At 67.1% G+C, this 18,608-nt stretch carries 15 protein-coding genes and 1 tRNA gene; 8 read left to right on the top strand and 8 right to left on the bottom strand.

Annotated features, from left to right (window positions below):
• Positions 1-173: 173 nt before the first annotated feature.
• Positions 174-1,127 carry a peptidylprolyl isomerase gene (locus HJG53_RS11955; protein WP_171130877.1) on the bottom strand — a complete coding sequence of 318 codons (954 nt, stop codon included), beginning with the start codon at positions 1,125-1,127 and terminating at the stop codon, positions 174-176.
• A 60-nt stretch (positions 1,128-1,187) separates the two neighbouring features.
• Here HJG53_RS11955 and HJG53_RS11950 point away from each other — a divergent pair.
• Positions 1,188-1,278 (top strand) — tRNA-Ser (locus HJG53_RS11950).
• Between the two features lie 57 nt (positions 1,279-1,335).
• Here HJG53_RS11950 and HJG53_RS11945 read toward each other — a convergent pair.
• From HJG53_RS11945 to plsY, 3 genes are all read right to left on the bottom strand, one after another.
• A complete protein-coding gene (locus HJG53_RS11945) occupies positions 1,336-2,865 on the bottom strand; it encodes a right-handed parallel beta-helix repeat-containing protein (protein ID WP_171130875.1) in 1,530 nt (509 codons plus the stop codon).
• Between the two features lie 125 nt (positions 2,866-2,990).
• Positions 2,991-4,085: a DNA-processing protein DprA gene (gene dprA / locus HJG53_RS11940; RefSeq protein ID WP_171130873.1), complete on the bottom strand. Its 1,095-nt coding sequence runs from the start codon at positions 4,083-4,085 to the stop codon at positions 2,991-2,993.
• Complete coding sequence (gene plsY / locus HJG53_RS11935) at positions 4,078-4,692, bottom strand: glycerol-3-phosphate 1-O-acyltransferase PlsY (RefSeq protein WP_171130871.1); 615 nt, start codon at positions 4,690-4,692, stop codon at positions 4,078-4,080. The genes dprA and plsY overlap by 8 nt, the downstream gene beginning before the upstream one ends.
• A gap of 65 nt (positions 4,693-4,757) precedes the next feature.
• Here plsY and murI point away from each other — a divergent pair, with 65 nt between their 5' ends.
• The 3 genes from murI (at position 4,758) to HJG53_RS11920 (ending at position 7,612) form a co-directional block, all read left to right on the top strand.
• The gene (murI, locus tag HJG53_RS11930; RefSeq protein WP_171130869.1) at positions 4,758-5,546 is read left to right on the top strand and encodes a glutamate racemase; all 789 of its coding nucleotides are present in this window, start codon (positions 4,758-4,760) and stop codon (positions 5,544-5,546) included.
• 90 nt (positions 5,547-5,636) lie between these two features.
• A complete protein-coding gene (hemA, locus tag HJG53_RS11925; protein WP_171130868.1) occupies positions 5,637-6,851 on the top strand; it encodes a 5-aminolevulinate synthase in 1,215 nt (404 codons plus the stop codon).
• Positions 6,852-6,865: 14 nt separating this feature from the next.
• Positions 6,866-7,612, top strand: a complete 747-nt coding sequence (locus HJG53_RS11920; RefSeq protein WP_217352809.1) for a sulfite exporter TauE/SafE family protein — start codon at positions 6,866-6,868, stop codon at positions 7,610-7,612.
• On the opposite strand, the gene HJG53_RS11915 is transcribed toward HJG53_RS11920, so the two are convergent.
• Positions 7,609-8,166 carry a YqgE/AlgH family protein gene (locus HJG53_RS11915; protein WP_171130866.1) on the bottom strand — a complete coding sequence of 186 codons (558 nt, stop codon included), beginning with the start codon at positions 8,164-8,166 and terminating at the stop codon, positions 7,609-7,611. The two genes, HJG53_RS11920 and HJG53_RS11915, sit on opposite strands and share 4 nt — an antisense overlap.
• Before the next feature lie 111 nt (positions 8,167-8,277).
• Between HJG53_RS11915 and HJG53_RS11910 the strand changes: the two genes are divergently transcribed.
• The 4 genes from HJG53_RS11910 to HJG53_RS11895 are packed head-to-tail and all read left to right on the top strand — an operon-like array spanning position 8,278 to position 11,740.
• The gene (locus HJG53_RS11910; RefSeq protein ID WP_171130864.1) at positions 8,278-8,763 is read left to right on the top strand and encodes a peroxiredoxin; all 486 of its coding nucleotides are present in this window, start codon (positions 8,278-8,280) and stop codon (positions 8,761-8,763) included.
• A gap of 59 nt (positions 8,764-8,822) precedes the next feature.
• Positions 8,823-9,062: a hypothetical protein gene (locus HJG53_RS11905; RefSeq protein WP_171130862.1), complete on the top strand. Its 240-nt coding sequence runs from the start codon at positions 8,823-8,825 to the stop codon at positions 9,060-9,062.
• Between the two features lie 36 nt (positions 9,063-9,098).
• Positions 9,099-10,559 (top strand): AMP nucleosidase, encoded by a 1,461-nt coding sequence (locus HJG53_RS11900; RefSeq protein ID WP_171130860.1) that lies wholly within the window; start codon positions 9,099-9,101, stop codon positions 10,557-10,559.
• A 56-nt stretch (positions 10,560-10,615) separates the two neighbouring features.
• Positions 10,616-11,740, top strand: a complete 1,125-nt coding sequence (locus tag HJG53_RS11895) for an SDR family oxidoreductase (RefSeq protein ID WP_171130858.1) — start codon at positions 10,616-10,618, stop codon at positions 11,738-11,740.
• A gap of 57 nt (positions 11,741-11,797) precedes the next feature.
• Here the strand turns inward: HJG53_RS11895 and trxA are convergent, their stop codons facing one another.
• The 3 genes from trxA to HJG53_RS11880 all read right to left on the bottom strand — a co-directional run bounded on the left by trxA (position 11,798) and on the right by HJG53_RS11880 (position 18,566).
• Complete coding sequence (gene trxA, locus HJG53_RS11890; RefSeq protein WP_171130856.1) at positions 11,798-12,118, bottom strand: thioredoxin; 321 nt, start codon at positions 12,116-12,118, stop codon at positions 11,798-11,800.
• 74 nt (positions 12,119-12,192) lie between these two features.
• The gene (gene addA, locus HJG53_RS11885; protein ID WP_254447723.1) at positions 12,193-15,654 is read right to left on the bottom strand and encodes a double-strand break repair helicase AddA; all 3,462 of its coding nucleotides are present in this window, start codon (positions 15,652-15,654) and stop codon (positions 12,193-12,195) included.
• Positions 15,651-18,566 (bottom strand): PD-(D/E)XK nuclease family protein, encoded by a 2,916-nt coding sequence (locus tag HJG53_RS11880; RefSeq protein WP_368039570.1) that lies wholly within the window; start codon positions 18,564-18,566, stop codon positions 15,651-15,653. The genes addA and HJG53_RS11880 overlap by 4 nt, the downstream gene beginning before the upstream one ends.
• Positions 18,567-18,608: the final 42 nt, after the last annotated feature.

The following is an 18,608-nucleotide window of genomic DNA, read 5'->3' as shown; positions in this document are numbered from 1 at the left end:
TCGCCAGGTCGGCGTGACGGGGCGAGTTTTGGCCTGTGGGTAGGAGCGAGGAGGGAGCGATGTTCCACATCGTGACCGATCGAGCGACGCCCTCCACAGGCCAAAAGGCGCCCCGCCCCGGAGGGGTCGCCCGGAGAGGCGATCACGCTCGATCTGGTGATTGGGTACGGACCCTAGGGTTTGCGGCGGATCGGCACGGGGACGTTGCAGATGTCGGCGCCGCCTGCCGGCACGTTGAAGAACGCGTCCTTCCGGTTCGCGCGCGCCTCGGCGTAGGCGGCGAAGGTCGCGCTTTCCGTCGAGAGGTACTGCATGCGCGGGCGCTCGGCGGCCGGCAGTTCCGAAGCGAGCCGAACCGACACGATCCCGACCCGCTCCTCCGGCTTTTCGTAGAAGCCCAACTGACCAGTGCCGCGCGGCAGACTGGAGAGATTCTCGACCCCCTCTACGACGCGCCCGACTAACGCGATGTTGCGGTCCAGGTGGCGCGGCGCATGGCCGATCACGGTGTAAAGCTCTGCGCCGTTGCCCGCGTCCGGCGACAAGTTCCGCCCGACGCCCACCATGCCATAGCAGTGGAGGGGCCAAGCCTCTCCATCTTCTGTGAGCCCAACCGGCACTCCCTTCAAGAACATCACGAACTTGGCGTAACTGTCCTTGTCCGTTCCATAGGGCATGGCACCTGCACCTCGAACTGCCGAATTAGCCTGCTGGACTGTTTCCGCATACAACTGGCGAACAAGCTTCTCAGGCAACTTGACCGAATACTCCCGCTCCTCAGTTTTCACCAATCCAGCGGGCAGCGGCTTCTTCTCCGTCGCGTCCCCCCATTGCACGACGTAATTGTCCTGCACGCGGTTGACGCTGGTGCCGTCCCACCACTGCGCTTTGGCCAGGGTGCGGATGTTGGCGATCCAGCTTTGCGAGAAAGGCGGCGGCATCAGCTGGATGACCACCCGGCGCGCCCGCCCCTGCCCGTCCGGCGCAAGCTGCATCACCAGCAGGTCGTCGGGCGCGATATCGATCCAATCGGAGGCGGGTGCGGCCGCCACGATCTCGCCGGGAGACTTGGGTGCGGTAGCCGGCGCGGGCGCGGCAGCCTGGAGCAACAGGGCAAAAGTCAGCATGGCACAAAGCATTGCACGCGCCGGGCGCACAGGATAGGGGGCAGCGCTTCCAGTGCATGCGGAGCGGTGGCCGAGTGGTCGAAGGCGCTCGCCTGGAAAGTGAGTATACGGCAAAACCGTATCGAGGGTTCGAATCCCTCCCGCTCCGCCACTCTCGAGCAAACGCCTCCGCTAGGGCGCAGTGACGTCACCTCCGCCACTATTCTCCTCATCCAAACGTGAACGAATCCGGTCCCAGGCTTTGAACCCCGACGACATGGCCGATCAGTTCGTCGCGGCTGTCGAACAGGTGATTGCCGTTCGTATCCAGAAATATCTGGACACCGGCCTGCTTGTTCACCTGGCCGTTGACGAAGAGATATTGGTCGAGCGAGCCGTGCAGCTGGATCTTGTCGCCGGTGCCGAAATCCATGATCTGGGCATAATCGGACTTGCCCGCGCTCCGGTTGGCGCCGTCATTGTAAAAGGTGCCGCGCTGATCGCCCAACACGAAGATGTCGGTGCCGGACTTGCCCCACATCTTGTCGGCGGTGCCCTTGCCGAGGTCCATTTCCGTCGCGGCGACGCCAATCATTTTGTCGGAGAACGTCGTGCCCTGGAGCGTGTCGCTGCCTGCGGTTCCCTGGATGAGGGTGGGACCGGTCGGCGCAGGTGCCGGCGCAGGCGCGGGCAGGATCGCCGACAAACCCTGGAAGCCCCAGTCCGACACCATCAGGTCACTCGGAGCAGACGGAGTCTCAAGATTGGTGAACTGGGACCTGAAGAGCGGCGTAGCGGCAAGGCTGATATTGTCCGCGAAGCTCAGGTTCGTGACGTCGGCGGAGATCTGGAAGTTGTCGGTGACATTCTTCTCCACGATTACCGAATCGCTTTTCTCCACGCTGATCCAGAACTGCTTCGGATCGAGCAGCGATGACAGCACCGTATTGTTAGCGATGCGGACATTCTGACCGTTGTTGACGACGATGCCATTCCAATCGTCATTACCGTACATGAGGTTGTTTTCGATCACCACATTGGTGAACTTATAGTCGGTCAGGTCATACATGAAGATGCCCTGCGCGCCCTTTCCGGCCGCCGTCTGGATAAACACGTTGTTCTGAATGAGAATGTCGGTCGCCCCCTTGGTTTGCCCGGTATTCCAGAACTGAATGGCATCTGCATGATCGGTGCCGTAGCGATTGAAGTCGGTGAAAGTGTTGGCGCGCACCGTCACACGATCACTGGCAGCGAAGTTCGCGCCATCGCTCCTGATCTTGTCAAAGCGGCTCTCTCCGATCGTGAAGCCGTCCGCTCGCTGGACCAACAGCCCCCGGAAATTCTCCGTGAAGGTGGCGCCGGTGACGGCGACATTCTTCGAGTCCGTGACGTAGAGGCCGATGCCGTCATTGGTCACGTCACCATCGAGTGACCCGTGGATCGAGACGTTGCTGAAGCTGACATTCTCGCTCATCTGAACGGTGTTCAGCTTGGTATATTCCGGCTCCGTCGCGCCGAGGCCGCGACCCAGGTCCAGCGCGCTGAACGCGAGATTCTTGGAGCCGGAGACGGTCAGCCCGTCGAAATGGGCCGGCGCGGTCGCCGATGCCGACGTGATGGTCACGGTCGACGCGTAAACCCGGTTCGCCAGGTTCACGAGGCCATAATTGCCCGAGGCCAACCGGATCGTGTCGCCCCCTACGGTCCGGCCCAGAGCGGTTGTGAGCTCGGCGGCAGTTTTGACATCGTAAATCGCCAATTTGCGTCTCCTGAGATGAACCGTGCGACCGGCGTCGCTTGCTCAGGACAGATGCTGGCTGCGGATGAGCTTAACCTTATCGAGAATGGTAAACTGGGCTGAGACGGCGCTTCGTCTGCAAGGCTTCAGCCGCCGAGGCTCACCTTGCCGCCGGCGTGGCGCTCGAGGCGGCCGGCGAGTTCGAGTTCGAGAAGCGCCGTCTGCACGATCGCGCTGGGCAGGCCCGAAAGGCGGATCACTTCGTCGACCGCAACCGGCGTGTGGCCGAGCAGGCCGATGACTGTGTTGCGCTCCGGATCGGACGCGTCTGCGGTCGGCGTCGCATCGAAGCGGTCGCGCGGCTGAGCGACGGCGCGCGGGTCGATGGGGCGCACTTGCTCCAGCACATCGGCGGCGTTCTGGATCAGCGTCGCACCGTCACGGATCAGCAGGTTGCAGCCCTGCGCGCGCGGGTCGAGCGGGGAGCCGGGCACGGCCATCACTTCGCGGCCGAGTTCCGCGGCGATGCGCGCGGTGATCAGCGACCCGGACTTTGGCGCCGCCTCGATCACCACAGTGCCGAGCGCCAAGCCGGCGATGATCCGGTTGCGCGAAGGGAAGTGGCGCGCGAGCGGCTCGGTGCCCGGCGGCTGCTCGGCGATCAGCAGCTCGTCGGTGGCGATCCGTTCCTGAAGCTCCGCATTTTCCGGCGGATAGCTGATGTCGATACCGCTCGCGATCACGCCGACCGTGCCGTTGCCGAGCGCGCCGACATGCGCCGCCGTGTCGATGCCGCGCGCCAGCCCCGACACGATCACCGCGCCCTCCAGCGCCAGTTCGCGCGCCAGTCCGCGGGCAAAGCGGCAGGCCGCAGCGGAGGCGTTGCGGGCGCCGACGATCGCGATCGCCGGCCGCGCCAGCAGCGCCAGGTCGCCCCGGACGATCAGCAGCGGCGGCGCGGTCTCGGTCGCTCGCAGCAGCGCCGGATAGTCACTATCGTCGGCGAACAGCGCCCGGGCGCCCAGCCGGCGGATGGCCTGCAGTTCCTGCTCGACACGTCGCGAATCGGCCACGCGAAAGTCGCGCCGGCCACCGCGAGCCGCGAGCATCGGCAAGGCGTCGAGCGCCGCTTCCGCGCTGCCGAAACGAGCGATCAGCTGGCGATAGCTGACTGGGCCGATGTTCGGTGTGCGCAGCAGGCGGAGTCGGGCGAGATCCCGGTTCGGCTCCACATCAGCCATGCGCGTGGCCGAGCTTCGGCTCCGTGCCCGCGCGAAGGCGGGCGACATTCTCTCGATGCTTCCAGAACACGATCAGGCCGAGAGCGAGCAGCAGGATGCCGGCTTCCGCGCGCCCTGTAGCAAAGGCGGCGACCGGGGCCGCAACGGCGGCGGCCAGCCCACCGACCGACGAGTAGCGGGTTGCCGCCAGCACACCGATCCAAACGATCAGATAGATGAGGCCGATCGCCCAGGCGATGCCGAAGGCAATGCCGCCCAGCGTCGCCACCCCCTTGCCGCCGCGAAAGCGCAGCCACACGGGATAGCAATGGCCGAAAAAGGCACCCGCTCCGCCGAGCAGTGCACCGCCTGGCACCAGCCGTTCGCCGATCCACACGGCGGCGGCCCCCTTCAGCGCGTCTAGCAACAGGGTCGCTGCGGCAAGGCCCTTGCGCCCGGTCCGCAGCACGTTCGTCGCGCCGATATTGCCCGAGCCGATCATGCGGAGGTCCCCGGCGCCACCCAATCGCGTGAGCAGCAAGCCGAACGGGATGGAGCCAAGCAGGTATCCGAGCGCCAGTGCCAGCGCCGGCATTTCCCAGAGGATGTCGGTGGTTTGCGCCCCCATCGTGGCTGCAGCATAGCGGCGCGGCGGCTGCTGACAAAGGGCAATCGCCGCGCCTAAGGAACGGCATGGACAGCCGCCCGCTCCTCTTCTTCGATTCCGGCGTCGGCGGGCTGTCGGTGCTTGCCGCCACCTGCGCGCTGCTGCCGCAGGCGCCGATCGTCTATGCCGCCGACAGCGCCGGCTATCCTTATGGCACCAAATCGGAAGCCGAGATCGCGTCGCGCGTGCCGGCGCTGCTCGGGCGCCTCGTAGAGCGCTATCATCCGCGGCTCGTGGTGATCGCCTGCAACACCGCTTCGACGATCGCCCTCGCCCATGTCCGCAGCGCGCTCGACCTGCCGGTCGTCGGCACAGTGCCGGCGATCAAGCCGGCGGCGCTCCAGTCCAAGTCGCGGGTCATCGGCGTGCTCGGCACCGAGGCGACGATCCGCCAACCCTATGTCGATCGACTCGCGGCCGAGTTCGCCAGCGACTGCCTGGTGCTGCGGCACGGATCGGCGGCGCTGGTCGACCTGGCCGAGGCGAAGCTGCGCGGCGAAGCGACCGATCCTGCCGCTTATGCCGACATCCTGCGGGGGCTGACCGATCAGCCGGGCGGTGATCGGCTCGACACGGTCGTCCTCGCCTGCACTCATTTCCGCCTTGTCGAACCGGAACTGCGCGCCGCTTTACCGATCGCCTATGTCGACGGCGCCGACGGCATTGCGCGGCGCATCGCCTTTCTGACCGAGGGACAGGAATGGCCAAGCGAAGCTGTCGACGGCCTGGCGGTGTTCACGCGGGTCGACGAACAGGTGCAGCACCTCGCTCCGGCGCTCTCCAAATTCGGCCTGAGCCGGATCGTCACCTTGTAAGCGGCGCTTATTGCGAGCGGTTCTCACTGGCTTGCCCGTTCACAGGACGGTAAATGCGCCGAAGCGGACGGGCAGCTTCGAGTTCGGACTTTGGACTATAATCGCATCTTCACCCAGGCGATCGACCGGTTGCATGCCGAGGGTCGGTACCGGGTGTTCATCGACATTTTGCGCAACAAGGGGATGTTCCCCAACGCGCGCTGCTTTGCCGGGCATAATGGTCCGAAGCCGATCACGGTCTGGTGCTCGAACGACTATCTGGCGATGGGCCAGCATCCGAAGGTGATCGCGGCGATGGAGGAGGCGCTGCACGATGTCGGCGCGGGCTCCGGCGGCACGCGCAACATCGGCGGCAACACCCATTATCATGTCGATCTGGAGGCCGAGCTTGCCGACCTGCACGGCAAGGAGGCGGCCTTGCTGTTCACCTCGGGCTATGTCTCGAACGAGGCGACGCTGTCGACGCTCGCCAAGATCCTGCCCGGCTGCGTGATCTTTTCCGACGAACTCAACCACGCCTCGATGATCGCCGGCATCCGCAACTCAGGGTGCGAGAAGCGGGTGTGGCGGCACAATGATGTCGCGCATCTGGAAGAGCTGCTCGCCGCCGAAGACCCGGATACGCCCAAGCTGATCGCGTTCGAGAGCGTCTATTCGATGGACGGCGACGTGGCGCCGATCGCCCAGATCTGCGACCTGGCCGACAAATACGGCGCGCTCACCTATCTCGACGAAGTGCATGCGGTCGGCATGTACGGCGCGCGCGGCGGCGGCATCTCCGAGCGGGACGAGGTCGCGCACCGGCTGACCATCATCGAAGGGACGCTCGGCAAGGCATTCGGCGTGATGGGCGGCTATATCGCGGCCGACCAGGTGATCGTGGACGTGATCCGCTCCTATGCACCCGGCTTCATCTTCACGACCAGCCTGTCGCCGGTGCTGGTCGCGGGCGTGCTCGCAAGCGTGCGGCACCTGAAGGCATCGAGCACCGAGCGTGACGGTCAGCAGGCGGCGGCCGCGAGCCTCAAGCGCATGTTCGCAGACGCCGGCCTGCCGGTGATGCCGTCGACCACCCACATCGTGCCGCTGATGATCGGCGATCCGGTCAAGGCCAAGCGGATCAGCGACATCCTGCTCGCCGAGTACGGCGTCTATGTGCAGCCGATCAATTACCCGACCGTGCCGCGCGGCACCGAACGGCTCCGCTTCACGCCCGGCCCGAGCCACACGGCCGCGATGATGCAGGAACTCACCGACGCACTGGTCGAGATCTTCGGGCGGCTCGAACTGAAACGGGCCGCCTGACCGCCATTGCGCCGGTGAGCGCAGGCCAACTTGCGCTCCTGTTCCTCGCCGCAGCCGGCGCCGGTGCGATCAACGCGCTGGCCGGAGGCGGCTCGATTCTGACCTTTCCCGCCCTGATCGCGGCGGGCCTTCCGCCGCTCTCCGCCAATGTGACCAACACCGTCGCGCTGTTCCCCGGCTATGTCGGTGGTGTGATCGGGCAGAGGCGCGACCTGAAGGGCCAGGCCCGGCGCCTGGTCGTCCTGATCCCGGCGGCCCTCGTCGGCGGCCTGGCTGGAGGCTTGCTGATCCTCGCGAGCAGCGAAAAGCTGTTCGAAGCGCTTGTCCCTTGGCTGCTGCTCGGCGGCTGCGCTCTCCTCGCGGTTCAGGATCGGCTGCGTGCGATGCTGCAGCGCCGGTCCGGAGCGCTGGGGCTCGGCTGGGCGCTGGTACCGGTCCTGCTCGCCGCCGTTTACGGGGGCTATTTCGGCGCCGGCCTCAGCGTCATCTTCCTGGCGGTGCTCGGGCTCACCATCGACGACAGCCTGACGCGCCTGAACGGGCTGAAGCAGGCGCTCGCCCTAGGCGCCAACCTCTCCGCCGCAAGCCTGTTTCTTGCGTCCGACAGGCTGGTGTGGAGCGCTGCCGCAGTGATGGCCGTCGCCGCCCTTCTAGGCGGTGCGGCGGGCGGACGGCTGGCGAGCATCATAAGCCCGAAGGCGCTCCGCACCCTCGTGGTCGCTATCGGCGTAGGCGTCGCGTTGCTGTTCCTGTTTCGTTAAGCCTGGCCGGCACTCGCGCTCAGCAGGCGCGGATCGACGCCCGCGCTTTTGAACGCTTGCGCCCAGCGTTCCTCGACCGGCGTGTCGAACAGGAGCGCCTCGGTCGCCTGCGTGCTGAACCAGCCATGGCGAGTCATCTCCTCGTCGAGCTGTCCTTCACCCCAGCCGGCATAGCCGAGCGCGGCGAGCCATTTTCTTGGCCCCTTCCCTTCCGCGATGGCGCGCAGCACGTCGACGGTGTTGGTCAGGGCGAAGCGGCCATCCACTTCCATCGTGTCCTGCCCACCCCAATCGAGCGAGTGGAGGACGAAGCCGCGCTGCGGTTCGACCGGCCCGCCGAGATGCACGGGCGTGTCGGGTGCGTCGCCCGTCGGGATCTCGAATTGCTCCAGCAGGGTGTGGAGCCCGAGGCGCGGAGCCAGGCGGCCGATGCCGATCCCCAGCGCACCGCGTTCGTCATGCATGCAGACCGCGATGACGGCGCGTTCGAACCGCGGATCGCCGATACCCGGCATCGCAAGCAGCAGCTGGCCGGTGAGGAATGGTGCATCCATTTCAAACCTATAGGCGCGGGCACGGCAAAGCCCAATGCCTTGACGCCCACGCCCGGCGCGGACACGAGGCATGCCGACGCCCGACTCAGGGACTTTGCAGGAGACAGGACGATGACGATCCAGGTTGGCGACCGGCTGCCCAGCGTAACCTTCATCAAGGCGACCGAAAACGGCCCGGACGCGGTCCAGTCCGACGACTTCTTCCGCGGCCGCAAGGTGGCGCTCTTTTCCGTGCCGGGTGCGTTCACGCCGACCTGCTCAGCCCGCCACCTGCCGGGCTTCGTCGACAAGATCGACGAGTTCAAAGCGAAGGGCGTCGACGAAGTCGCCTGCACGGCCGTCAACGACGCGTTCGTGATGGCGGCTTGGGCCAAGCATTCCGGCGCCGAGGGCAAGGTGACGATGCTCTCAGATGGCAATGGCGCGTTCGTGAAGGCGATCGGCCTCGACATGGACTCCAGCCGCTTCGGCATGGGCACCCGCGGCCAGCGCTTCTCGATGATCGTAGAGGATGGTGTGGTCAAGGAGTTGAACGTCGAACAGCCGGGCGAGTTCAACGTCAGCTCGGCCGAGCATATGCTCTCCCAGCTCGCCTGAACGGAACGCGAGACCGCTCCTGAAGGTTGTTACGCCCGCACTCTCTGATGGAGGTTAAGATGGCGAACAATCAGGACGGCAAATCGAATGAGAGCAACGAGTCGCTGGCTGAGCGGGCCACGGCCCTGTTCCAAGGCGGCATCGATGCGGTGAAGAACAATCCCGGCACTGCCGCTGCCGTGCTGGGCAGCGTCGCCGCAGCCGCCGCTGCCTATGTGAACCGCGACAAGGTGATCGAAACCGCCGGCAATCTGCGCGACAAGGTGACCGGCTCGGCCAAGACCGAAGAGAACGCCTGACTTGTCGATGTCATGGCGGGCCGTTAACGGCCTGCCATGACAGACAAGAAGATCGAACAAACATCGGGCGCGCTGATCGACGAACTCGCCCGCCACTATGACGAGGCCGTCGAGGCTCTCCAGTCCGCCATCTCGGCCTTCGTGGTCGACGGCATCAAGCCCGATCGCAAGGACCGCCGGGAAGGCCTGTTCTGCTATCCGGAGCTGCGCGTCCGCTATCGCGGCGGCGGCCCCACTCCTGCTCCGCTGCGCTCGTTCGGCCGCCTGGTGGCGCCCGGCACCTACGCAACGACGGTCACCCGGCCGCGCATCTTTGCCGAATATCTGGCGGAGCAGCTCGACCTGTTGATTCAGGGCTATGGCGTCACTGTCGAGGTCACGCGCAGCCGGCAGGAAATCCCTTTCCCCTATGTGCTCGATCCGGGTCACGACCTGACGCTGGAAGGCGTTTCGCCGGCCGAACTGGCGCGCTGGTTCCCGGCCACCGAACTCGCCCATATCGGCGACGAGATCGCCGACGGCATTCCCGCCGCGGATGGCGACCTGCCACGGCCCTTGGCGTTGTTCGATGGTCTCAGGACCGATTTTTCGCTGGCACGCCTGCGCCACTATACCGGCACGCCGCCGGAGCATGTGCAGCGCTACGTGCTGTTCACCAACTACCACCGCTATGTGGACGAGTTCGTGCAGTGGGCCGCCGCGACTTTGGCCGAGGACGACCGCTTCACGGCGCTGTCTGGGCCGGGCGGGCTGTTCATGACGCCGGACACGGTCGATCCGGAAAAGGCTGTCGCCGACTTTGCCTGGCGCCGGCACCAGATGCCGGCCTGGCACCTGATGGCGCCGGATCGCACCGGCATCAGCCTGGTCAATATCGGCGTGGGCCCGTCCAACGCGAAGACGATCACCGACCATCTCGCAGTGCTGCGGCCCGAAGCCTGGCTGATGATCGGCCATTGCGGCGGCCTCCGTCCGAGCCAGCGCATCGGCGATTATGTGCTCGCCCATGCCTATCTGCGCGACGACCATGTGCTCGACGACGTGCTGCCGCCGGAGATCCCGGTACCGGCAATCGCCGAGGTGCAGCAGGCGCTCCAGCGGGCGGCCGAGACGGTCTCCGGCGAGAGCGGTGACGTGCTCAAGCGCCGCCTGCGCACCGGCACGATCGTTACCACCGACGACCGCAATTGGGAGCTGCGCTACAGCCAGTCCGCCCTCCGCTTTTCCCTCTCCCGCGCCGTGGGGGTGGACATGGAATCGGCGACGATCGCCGCGCAGGGCTATCGCTTCCGTGTGCCCTACGGCACCTTGCTCTGCGTGTCCGACAAACCACTTCACGGCGAACTGAAGCTGCCGGGCCAAGCCAACCGCTTCTACGAGCGCGCGATCAACGAACATATGCGGATCGGCATCGAAGCCTGCGCCGAACTTCGCCGCGAAGGGCCCAAGCTCCACAGCCGCAAGCTGCGCGCGTTCAACGAACCGCCGTTCCGCTGACGGGAAAAGAACGGGGCTTCGGGCGTTCCCCCGGCCATACAGCCGGAGGAGAGTCTATGCCTGGCCGATTGAAGCCGGTAGCCGAACAGACCATCGTCATCACCGGCGCCTCGAGCGGGATCGGGCTCGCGACGGCGCGCCGTGCCGCGGAGGCAGGCGCGCGAGTGGTCCTTGTCGCGCGCAACAAGCAGGCGCTGGACGAAGCCGCCGAGCAGATCCGGCTGCGCGGCGGCAAGGCCGCTGCGCTGGCGATCGACGTCGCCGAGCCGGGCGCAGCCGCGAAAATCGGCGCGTTCTGCATCGATAGCTTCGGCATGTTCGACACCTGGGTGAACGATGCCGCGGTCGCGCTCTACGGCCGCGTCGACGAGACGAGCATGGAAGAGCATCGCCGCGTGTTCGACGTCGGCTATTTCGGTCTGGCCGCCGCCTCCATCTACGCGGCCCAGCAGCTGAGACAGCATGGCGGTGCGCTGATCAACATCGGCTCGGTGCTGGCGGAACGGGCGATGATCTACCAGGGCGTCTATTCGGCGATGAAGCATGCGGTGCGCGGCTTCACCGATGCGCTCAGGATGGAGCTGGAAGCAGAGGGCGCGCCGGTTTCGGTCACGCTGATCAAGCCGAACGGCATCGACACGCCCTATCCCGAACACGCGCGCAACAAGCTTGGCGAGCCGGCGCGCATTCCGCCGATCGCCTATGATCCGGAGCTGGTCGCGCGCGCGATCCTGTTCGCGGCTGAGAACCGTAAGCGCGAGCTGACGGTCGGCGGCGGCGGTTATCTGGTCAGCAAGATGGGCAATCTGGCGCCCGGCATGACCGACAAGGTGATGGAGATGATCGGCTTTGGCTCGCAGACCACGGCCAGGCCGCCCCGATCCGGCACCAACGACAATCTCTTCAAGCCGCGCCGCGACGGCGAAACCCACTCGAACCGGGAGATGTATGTGAGAAAGCAGAGCCTTGCGCTGGAAGCGCAGATGCGGCCTTGGGCGGCTGCCGCCATCCTGGGCGGCGTGGCCGCCACGTTGTTCACCCTTGCCAAGCGTCGCCGGACCTCAGGCGAGGCCGTTCAGGACCTCGGCTTGGCGGCGCACCAGACCGACGGCACCGACTCCAGCGCACAGATGGAAGCGCTGATCGCCGACGAAAATATGGTGCCGGAACGGCTCCCTTAAACGAAAAGAGCGCCGGCCAGCTGGCCAGCGCTCTCTCGTTCTTGAATGAAAGGCCGATCAGAGCTCGTTTTCAAGCCAGCCCTTGATGTGGCTCTTGGGCGCCGCACCGACCTTGGTCGCGGCGGGCACGCCGCCCTTGAACAGAATCATGGTCGGAATGCCACGCACGCCGTAGCGGACCGGCGCGTCAGGATGATCGTCGATGTTCAGCTTTGCGATCGTCACCCGCTCGCCGAGTTCATCGGAGATTTCCTCAAGCGCCGGGCCGATCTGCTTGCAGGGGCCGCACCATTCCGCCCAGAAATCGACCAGGACGGGCTTGTCCGCCTGAATGACGTCCTGATCGAAGCTCGCGTCGGTGATCTGCTTGGTGGCCATGCTGCTTAACTCCTTTGGCTCATTATCTAGGAAGGTGCGCTGGCCGGCTCAACCGACAAGGCGCCCAAACTTTGTTACGTGACCGCAAAGCCGGGCTTGAACCGCTCCAGGGTTGCCGGGTTCAGGGGCAGCAGCATCGGGCCGGACGAATAGAGCAGCGCCGCCTCGATTCTGCGCCCCGGAAAGATCGCTCTCAGCGCGGCCGAATAGGCGCCCATCTGACGGAGGTGCGACTCGGGTGCCTGTGCGAGGTCGGTGGGCGCACGGCGGTTGGTCTTGAAGTCGACCACCAACACCCGTTCCTCGCTGACGTGCAGCCGGTCGACCTTGCCGGCGATCACCTGCCCCTCCACCACAGCCGCGATCGGCACCTCGGCCAGCGCTTCCGACGAGAAGATTTCTGCGAAGCTGGGCTCGGCGATGACGGCGCAGACCTGATCCACGAGCTCCTGCCGGACCGCCGCATCGGCCATCCCGCCACTGCCGGCGAGCCAATGGTCGGCTGCGGCCCGGCGACGTTCAGGCGCGATCGCTGGCAATCGCTCGAACAGCGCATGGAGCAGGCGTCCACGCTCGGCAGCGGCGCGCATGGCTGGGCCGGGCGGCGGGTCGGCGGCCTCGTCCGCCCCGATGGCCGAGGGCGCGAGCGGGCGTGGTGGGCGCGCTTCGGCGGGTGCCGGAGAGCGGCCCCAGTTTGGCAGTTCCACGGGCCGCTCTGGCGCTTTGGCGACACGAGCCTTGGCGGCGGTGGCAAGCTGAGGCTGGCGCCCGGCCCACTCAAGTCGGCCATCCTCCTCCGGCTCCGCCCCGAGCTCAGCAAGACCCCGCGCCACGGCGGCATACCAGCTGTCCTCCGGCGCCACACCCTTCGCCCGCGGACCTAGCGCGCCGCCGAGATAAAGCTGCTCCTCCGCCCTCGTCATCGCGACATACAGGAGCCGCCAATGCTCCTCGCGATCCTTGCGCTCCGCCTCGGCGAGATCGTCCGCGAGCGAGCCGGCGAGCTCGTCCTTGCGCGGGCGGAACAGCGGTAGGGGCCGGTCCAGCCCGGGCGCGCGCCAATCCAGGCGATTACGACGATTGGCCCCGGGGTCGGTGGTCGCGTCGGCGAGGATCACCACCGGCGCTTGCAGCCCCTTGGCCGCGTGCGCAGTCATCACCCGCACGGCGTCCAGCGGCTGCGACGGGTCGCGGACGATGTCGACATCGCCGCGGTCGAACCAGTCCAGAAAGCGCTGCAGCGATGGCGTCGCCTGACGTTCGAAGGCGAGTGCCGCGGAGAGCAGTTCCTCGACCGGATCGCGTGCTTCCTCGCCCAGCCGGCCGAGCAACTTGCGCCGGCCGTCGAGCGGGCCGGAGAGGATGGATTCGAAGAACTGGTAGGGGGTGGTGAAGTCGGCGGTGTTGAGGAGGGTGGTGAGGGCCAGGACAGCACCCTCCAACCGTTCGCTTCGAGCGGAGTCGAGAAGCCCAGGCTCCGTGCGTGAACGTTTCTCGACTTCGCTCGAAACGAACGGAGCTTCTTTCGCCTGCTCCCGCAGATGCCGCCACAAGCTTCCCTTCCGCGGGATGGCATGGGCGAGTAGTTCCTCCTGCGTCCAGCCGAGCAGCGGCGAGACGAGCAGGCTGGCGAGCGACAGATCATCCTCAGGCTGGAGCGCGAAGCGCGCCGCGGCGAGCAGGTCGCGCACGGCGAGCGGCGCGTTCAGCCGCAAGCGGTCTAGGCCAGCGACGGGCACCCCCTCCGCATAGAGGCGCGCAACGATGAGCGAGGCGAGTTCGCCCCGCTTGCGCACCAGGATCATGATGTCCTGCGGGCGGATCGGTCCGTCCTTCAGCATCAGCGGCTGGGCAAGCCAGCCCTTGATCGTCCGTGCGAGATCGGTGGCGAAGCGGCGCGGCGCATCGCCGATCCAGCTTTCCTCCCCTTCGTCGTCCTCGGCACTGTCACCGCTGACCGGCTTCCAGAGCGCAACGAGACCGGGCCCCGGCACTGCGCTCACATGCGGCTCGATCCTGACGCCCTGCCCCAATGCGCTTTCTGGCAGGGCTGCGACGGTCGCATCCACGGCTTCAAGCACCGGCGGTGTGGAACGGAAGGATCGGCTGAGTGACAGGTCGCGCAGACTGGTTCCGAGCGCCTCTGCCTGACGGCCGAAATGCAGCTTGGCCGCTTCGAAGTTGAGCGGGTCCGTGCCCTGAAAGCCGAAGATCGCCTGCTTGTAGTCGCCGACCGAGAAGATCGTGCGGACCCTGGAGCCCTTGGCGCCTTCGCCACTGAAGAACTCATCGGCCAAAGCTCGTACGATCGCCCATTGTTCGGGGTTTGTGTCCTGCGCTTCGTCGATCAGCACGTGATCGGTCGCCTGGTCGAGCTTGTAGCGGATCCAGTCGCCCATGCCCGGCGTGGTTAGGAGGCGGAGGGTGGCGCGAATCAGGTCGTCGAAATCGACCACCCCCGCAGCGCGCTTGGCGTCGGAATAGGCGCGGGCATAGGCGCGTCCGGCCTCCAGCGCGGCGGCGAACAGGTCGGCGAGCCGCGCCCGCACGCGCAGTTCGATCAGCTCCTTGCATCGTCCGTGCAGTCGGGAGGCGAGCGCCGCATAGTCGCTGACCGGCGGCGCCTGCCCCTTGCCGAAGGAGCGCGGATCGCCCTTGGCCGTGGCCCAGACAAAGTGCAGCTCCTCAAGTGCAAGCGCACGTTCGCCGGGCGACAAGCCGCGCCAACGGCCGATGACCCCCGCGCGGTCCAGCCCCTTTGCCGTGCCCCAGTCGCGATTATGCGCGGCGACCTGTTCGAGGCTCGCCAGATCGAACAGCGCGTCGCCGCACTGATCTGCGATATGCGCCTCGATGTCTTCGAGAGGCAGGTCGAGTGCGCTCCGCACCCAGGCGGCGATACCGCTCGGCAGCTGCTCCATCGCCTCGGGCGCGCGGGCGCAATCGCGCAGGAACTGCTCCGCCCCGTCTTCTCCCAAACGCCGGCTGAGCGCCTGGAGATCGGCGATGAGGCCATGACGCCCCTCGCGCGCGGCGTCCGTCACCAAGGCGGCCAGCACCTGCCGCGCGAGGGCCGCTTCCTCCCGCCCCTCCAGCGGGCGCATGCCGGGCGCGAGCTCAGCCTCGAGCGGAAAGGAGGCGAGCAGCGATTGTGCGAAACTGTGAATGGTCTGGATGCGCAAGCCGCCGCCGCGCGCTTCCAGCACCCGCGCGAACAGGCCGCGGGCGCGGCGCTGCATCTCGGGGCCATGATCCTCGCCAAGCGCGATCAGCTCGGCAGCCAGCTCCGGTCCCGGCAGCCGCACCCAATGGGCGAGCCGCTCGCTCAAGCGGTTCGACATCTCCGCGGCGCCCGCCTTGGTGAACGTCAAGCACAGGATCGCGGAGGGATCGACGCCGGGCCGCAGCAACAGCCGCAGCACGCGGGCGACGAGGACCTGGGTCTTGCCGGTACCGGCCGAGGCGGACAGCCACACCTGCTCGCGCGGATCGGACGCGGCGCGCTGCTCATCCTTCAGCGGAGGAAGCGGCTTCATCGATCCTGATCCCGGCCATACCATTCGTCGAGGCGCATCAGCTGGTCGTAATCGCCATAAGGCGCGTGTTCCGGGTGGAGCTTGGCCGTGAAAGGAGCCGCGCCGGTCAGCCAGGTCTCGACCGCGGCTTGCAGCGTGCGCGCGGCACGCTCCACGAACTCATCGGTGCGGATGCGGTCGCGCGCGCCGTTCGGATCGACCGGCGACACGATCTTGCCGAACCCGTCCTCCTTGTTGCGTGCAAGCGACCAATATTCGAACGCGGCGGCGGTGCCGTCGACGCCCTTGAACGCTCCCCGCTCCGCCATCAGGCCGATGAGGCCGAGCTGCTGGGCATAGCCGCCTGAGACCTGCTTGGCATTGGGCGCATTGCCGGTCTTGTAGTCGACAATAGCGAGCTTGCCGTCGGGCAGCCGGTCTATGCGATCGGCGCGTCCGTTGAGCGTAACCCCGAAGACCTCGAGCTCACCTTTTTCTTCTGCCACCAGGAACTTGCGGCCGGCCGCCTTCATCTCGGCCATCTCGGCGGCGATCCAGTCGATCGCTTCCATCAGCCGCGGCTCCCAAAGCGCGCGCATCAGCGGGTGCGCCTCGGCCGCTTCCAGCATCGCTTCGGCCCGGGCGCGCAGCTTCGAAGGGTCGCAGGAGTCCTCCTTCGCCCAGCGCTCGAGCACGTCATGCACCATCGTCCCGCGCCAGGCAGCCGTCGCATCCGCGTCCACGGGATCGAGCACCTTCAGCCGAAGCATTGCGCGGGCGTAGAAAGCGAACGGGTCGGCCTTCAGGCGGTCGAGATCGGTGACGGCCAGCCTTTTCGGGCGGTCGGCCATCGGCGGCGAAGGCTGTGGACGGAGCGCGGGCTGTGGCCGGGTGACGCCATCGAGGGCACGCGCCCAGTCCGCCAGTCGAGTGGCACGGGGCAATCCACCGGTGAGCGCCTCAAGGCGCAGCCAGAAGCGCGACGCGACCGCGGGGCCACGGGCATCGCGGCGCGCGCGGGTGATCAGCACCTGCGGCGCTCCCAGGCCACCGGCGAAGCTATGGGCGGCGAGACCGATACGCGTCTCCAGCCCGGGCAGGCCGAGCTCGGCGCGGATGCGTGGGGCGAGCCAGGGATCGGGCGAGGGTAGCGCCGGCCAAGTGCCTTCGTTGAGGCCGCCGAGGATCGTCAGGTCGGCCTGCTGCAGCCTCGCCTCGATCAGGCCCCAGATGAAGATGCGCGGGTGCCCACCCTGAGGAGGCCGCACCGCGATGCCGTTCATCAGTTCGCCCAGCATCGGCGCGACTTGAGCAAAGTCGACGCGCTGGGGGCCAAGACCCGCATGGGCTTCGAGCTGCTCCAGAAAGTCGGCGGCCGCGCGTCCGGCGGGCCTGGCCCAGACCTCGTCGCCGGCGAGCCGCTCGGTGGCTTCGCGCAAGGCCGCCAACCAGCCGGACAGGTCGGTGGCTGCAGCGAAGCCGGACTCGATCGGCTCGATGCGCGGCAGAATGGCGCGCCAGGCGTCGTTGTCCGCGCCGAGACGTGCCGAGACGCCGGCAAGGCCCGGCGCTGGCCTTGGTCCACGCAATGCATGGTCCAGTGCCCGGACATGATTGAGCCACGCCGGGCGCCCCTCCCCCGCCTCCACCAGCGGATGTTTGAGCAGGGCAAGCAGCGGCACGGGCGAGAATTGCTCGGCCACCGCCTCGACAATCGCCAGCAGCAAAGTGCCGGGTGGCGTTACCGACAGCGGCGTGCCGGCCGAGTCGCTGGCCTCAACACCCCACCGCTTCAGATGTGCGGAGACACGTTGGGCGAGACCCCGATCGGGCGTCACCAGCGCGGCGGTGCGGCCCGGCGCCTCCAGCGCCTCCCGCAAGGCAAGCGCGATCGCCTGCGCCTCGTCGGCGGGCGTCGCGACTTCCAGCAGTTCGACGCCACTGCGGTCACGGTCCTTGCGCGCCAGATCGGTCCAGTCGACGGTGAACGGTGCCGGCGCGAGGGCATTCGAGATCAGTCGGCTGCGGCCGGCGCGCGCTGCATGGCCGCCGCCCCAGCGCCAGCGCTGCACTTCGCCGCGCCCAATCCCCATCCGGTCGAGCAGCAGCTTCAGGTGATACTGCGGATGAGTCTCGACGGAGGGCGGCGCGCGTCCCGTGACCGCGTCGGCTTGATGCGGGCCGAGCGACGCCCATTGCTCTTCCGGCATGCTGGTATCGAGCGCATCGAACACCACGCGTCCGTTCGGCATGTGCGCGATGGTGCGGAGCAGGCGCGCCACGGCGGGCGCAGCAGTCGAGATGCCCGCCGCTACTACGAAGCCCGGCGGCGGCGCCGCGCGCCAGTCGCTCGCCACGCGCATCAGCAGCCGGTTGCGCCGGTCCGACAGGTCGATGCGGCCGAGGCGGCGCAACTCTTCGGGCCAGCACGCCAGCACCAGCTCCAGCAATCGCAATGAACGCGCCCAATGCTGCGTCAGCTCGCCCACGTCGATGGCGCGCAGCCGCTCCGGCGCGATCTGCTCGACATTGAGCTGATCGAGCGTGCGGGCGAGATCCGCCGCCAGCCGCATCGCCTCGCCGCCGGTGGCGCCGCCCTGCTCCTCGATGAGGCGGGCAAGGATCAGCTGGCGCTGCAGTGGCTCGACTGCCGGGGGGATCGGCTCACTGCCATCAGCCGGATCGAACAGCGGTCCGAGCCGCTCGTCGATTTCGGCGTCGCCGAGCGCTACGAGGCGCGGGAGCAGCAGGCCACCATCGGCCCGACGGACAAAGGCATCCTGGAGCGCGCGTGCTGCCCGGTTGTTGGGCAGCAGGATTAGCCCGCGGGCGAGCTCCATCCGATCCTTGCCCTCGCGCGCCATCAGCCCGGCGACCAGCGCTTCTGCAAAGGATCGGTGCGGCGGGATGGTGAAAACGGAAGGACGGATCACGGTACGAGACTAGATGCGGGTCCGCGCGCCGTCATCCCGAAC

The sequence above is a fragment of the Sphingomonas sp. ID1715 genome, from assembly GCF_013044515.1.
GTDB lineage: Bacteria > Pseudomonadota > Alphaproteobacteria > Sphingomonadales > Sphingomonadaceae > Sphingomonas_B.
The sequence above is the reverse complement of the archived record's forward strand: the minus strand, read 5'-3'. Positions and strand labels throughout refer to the sequence as shown.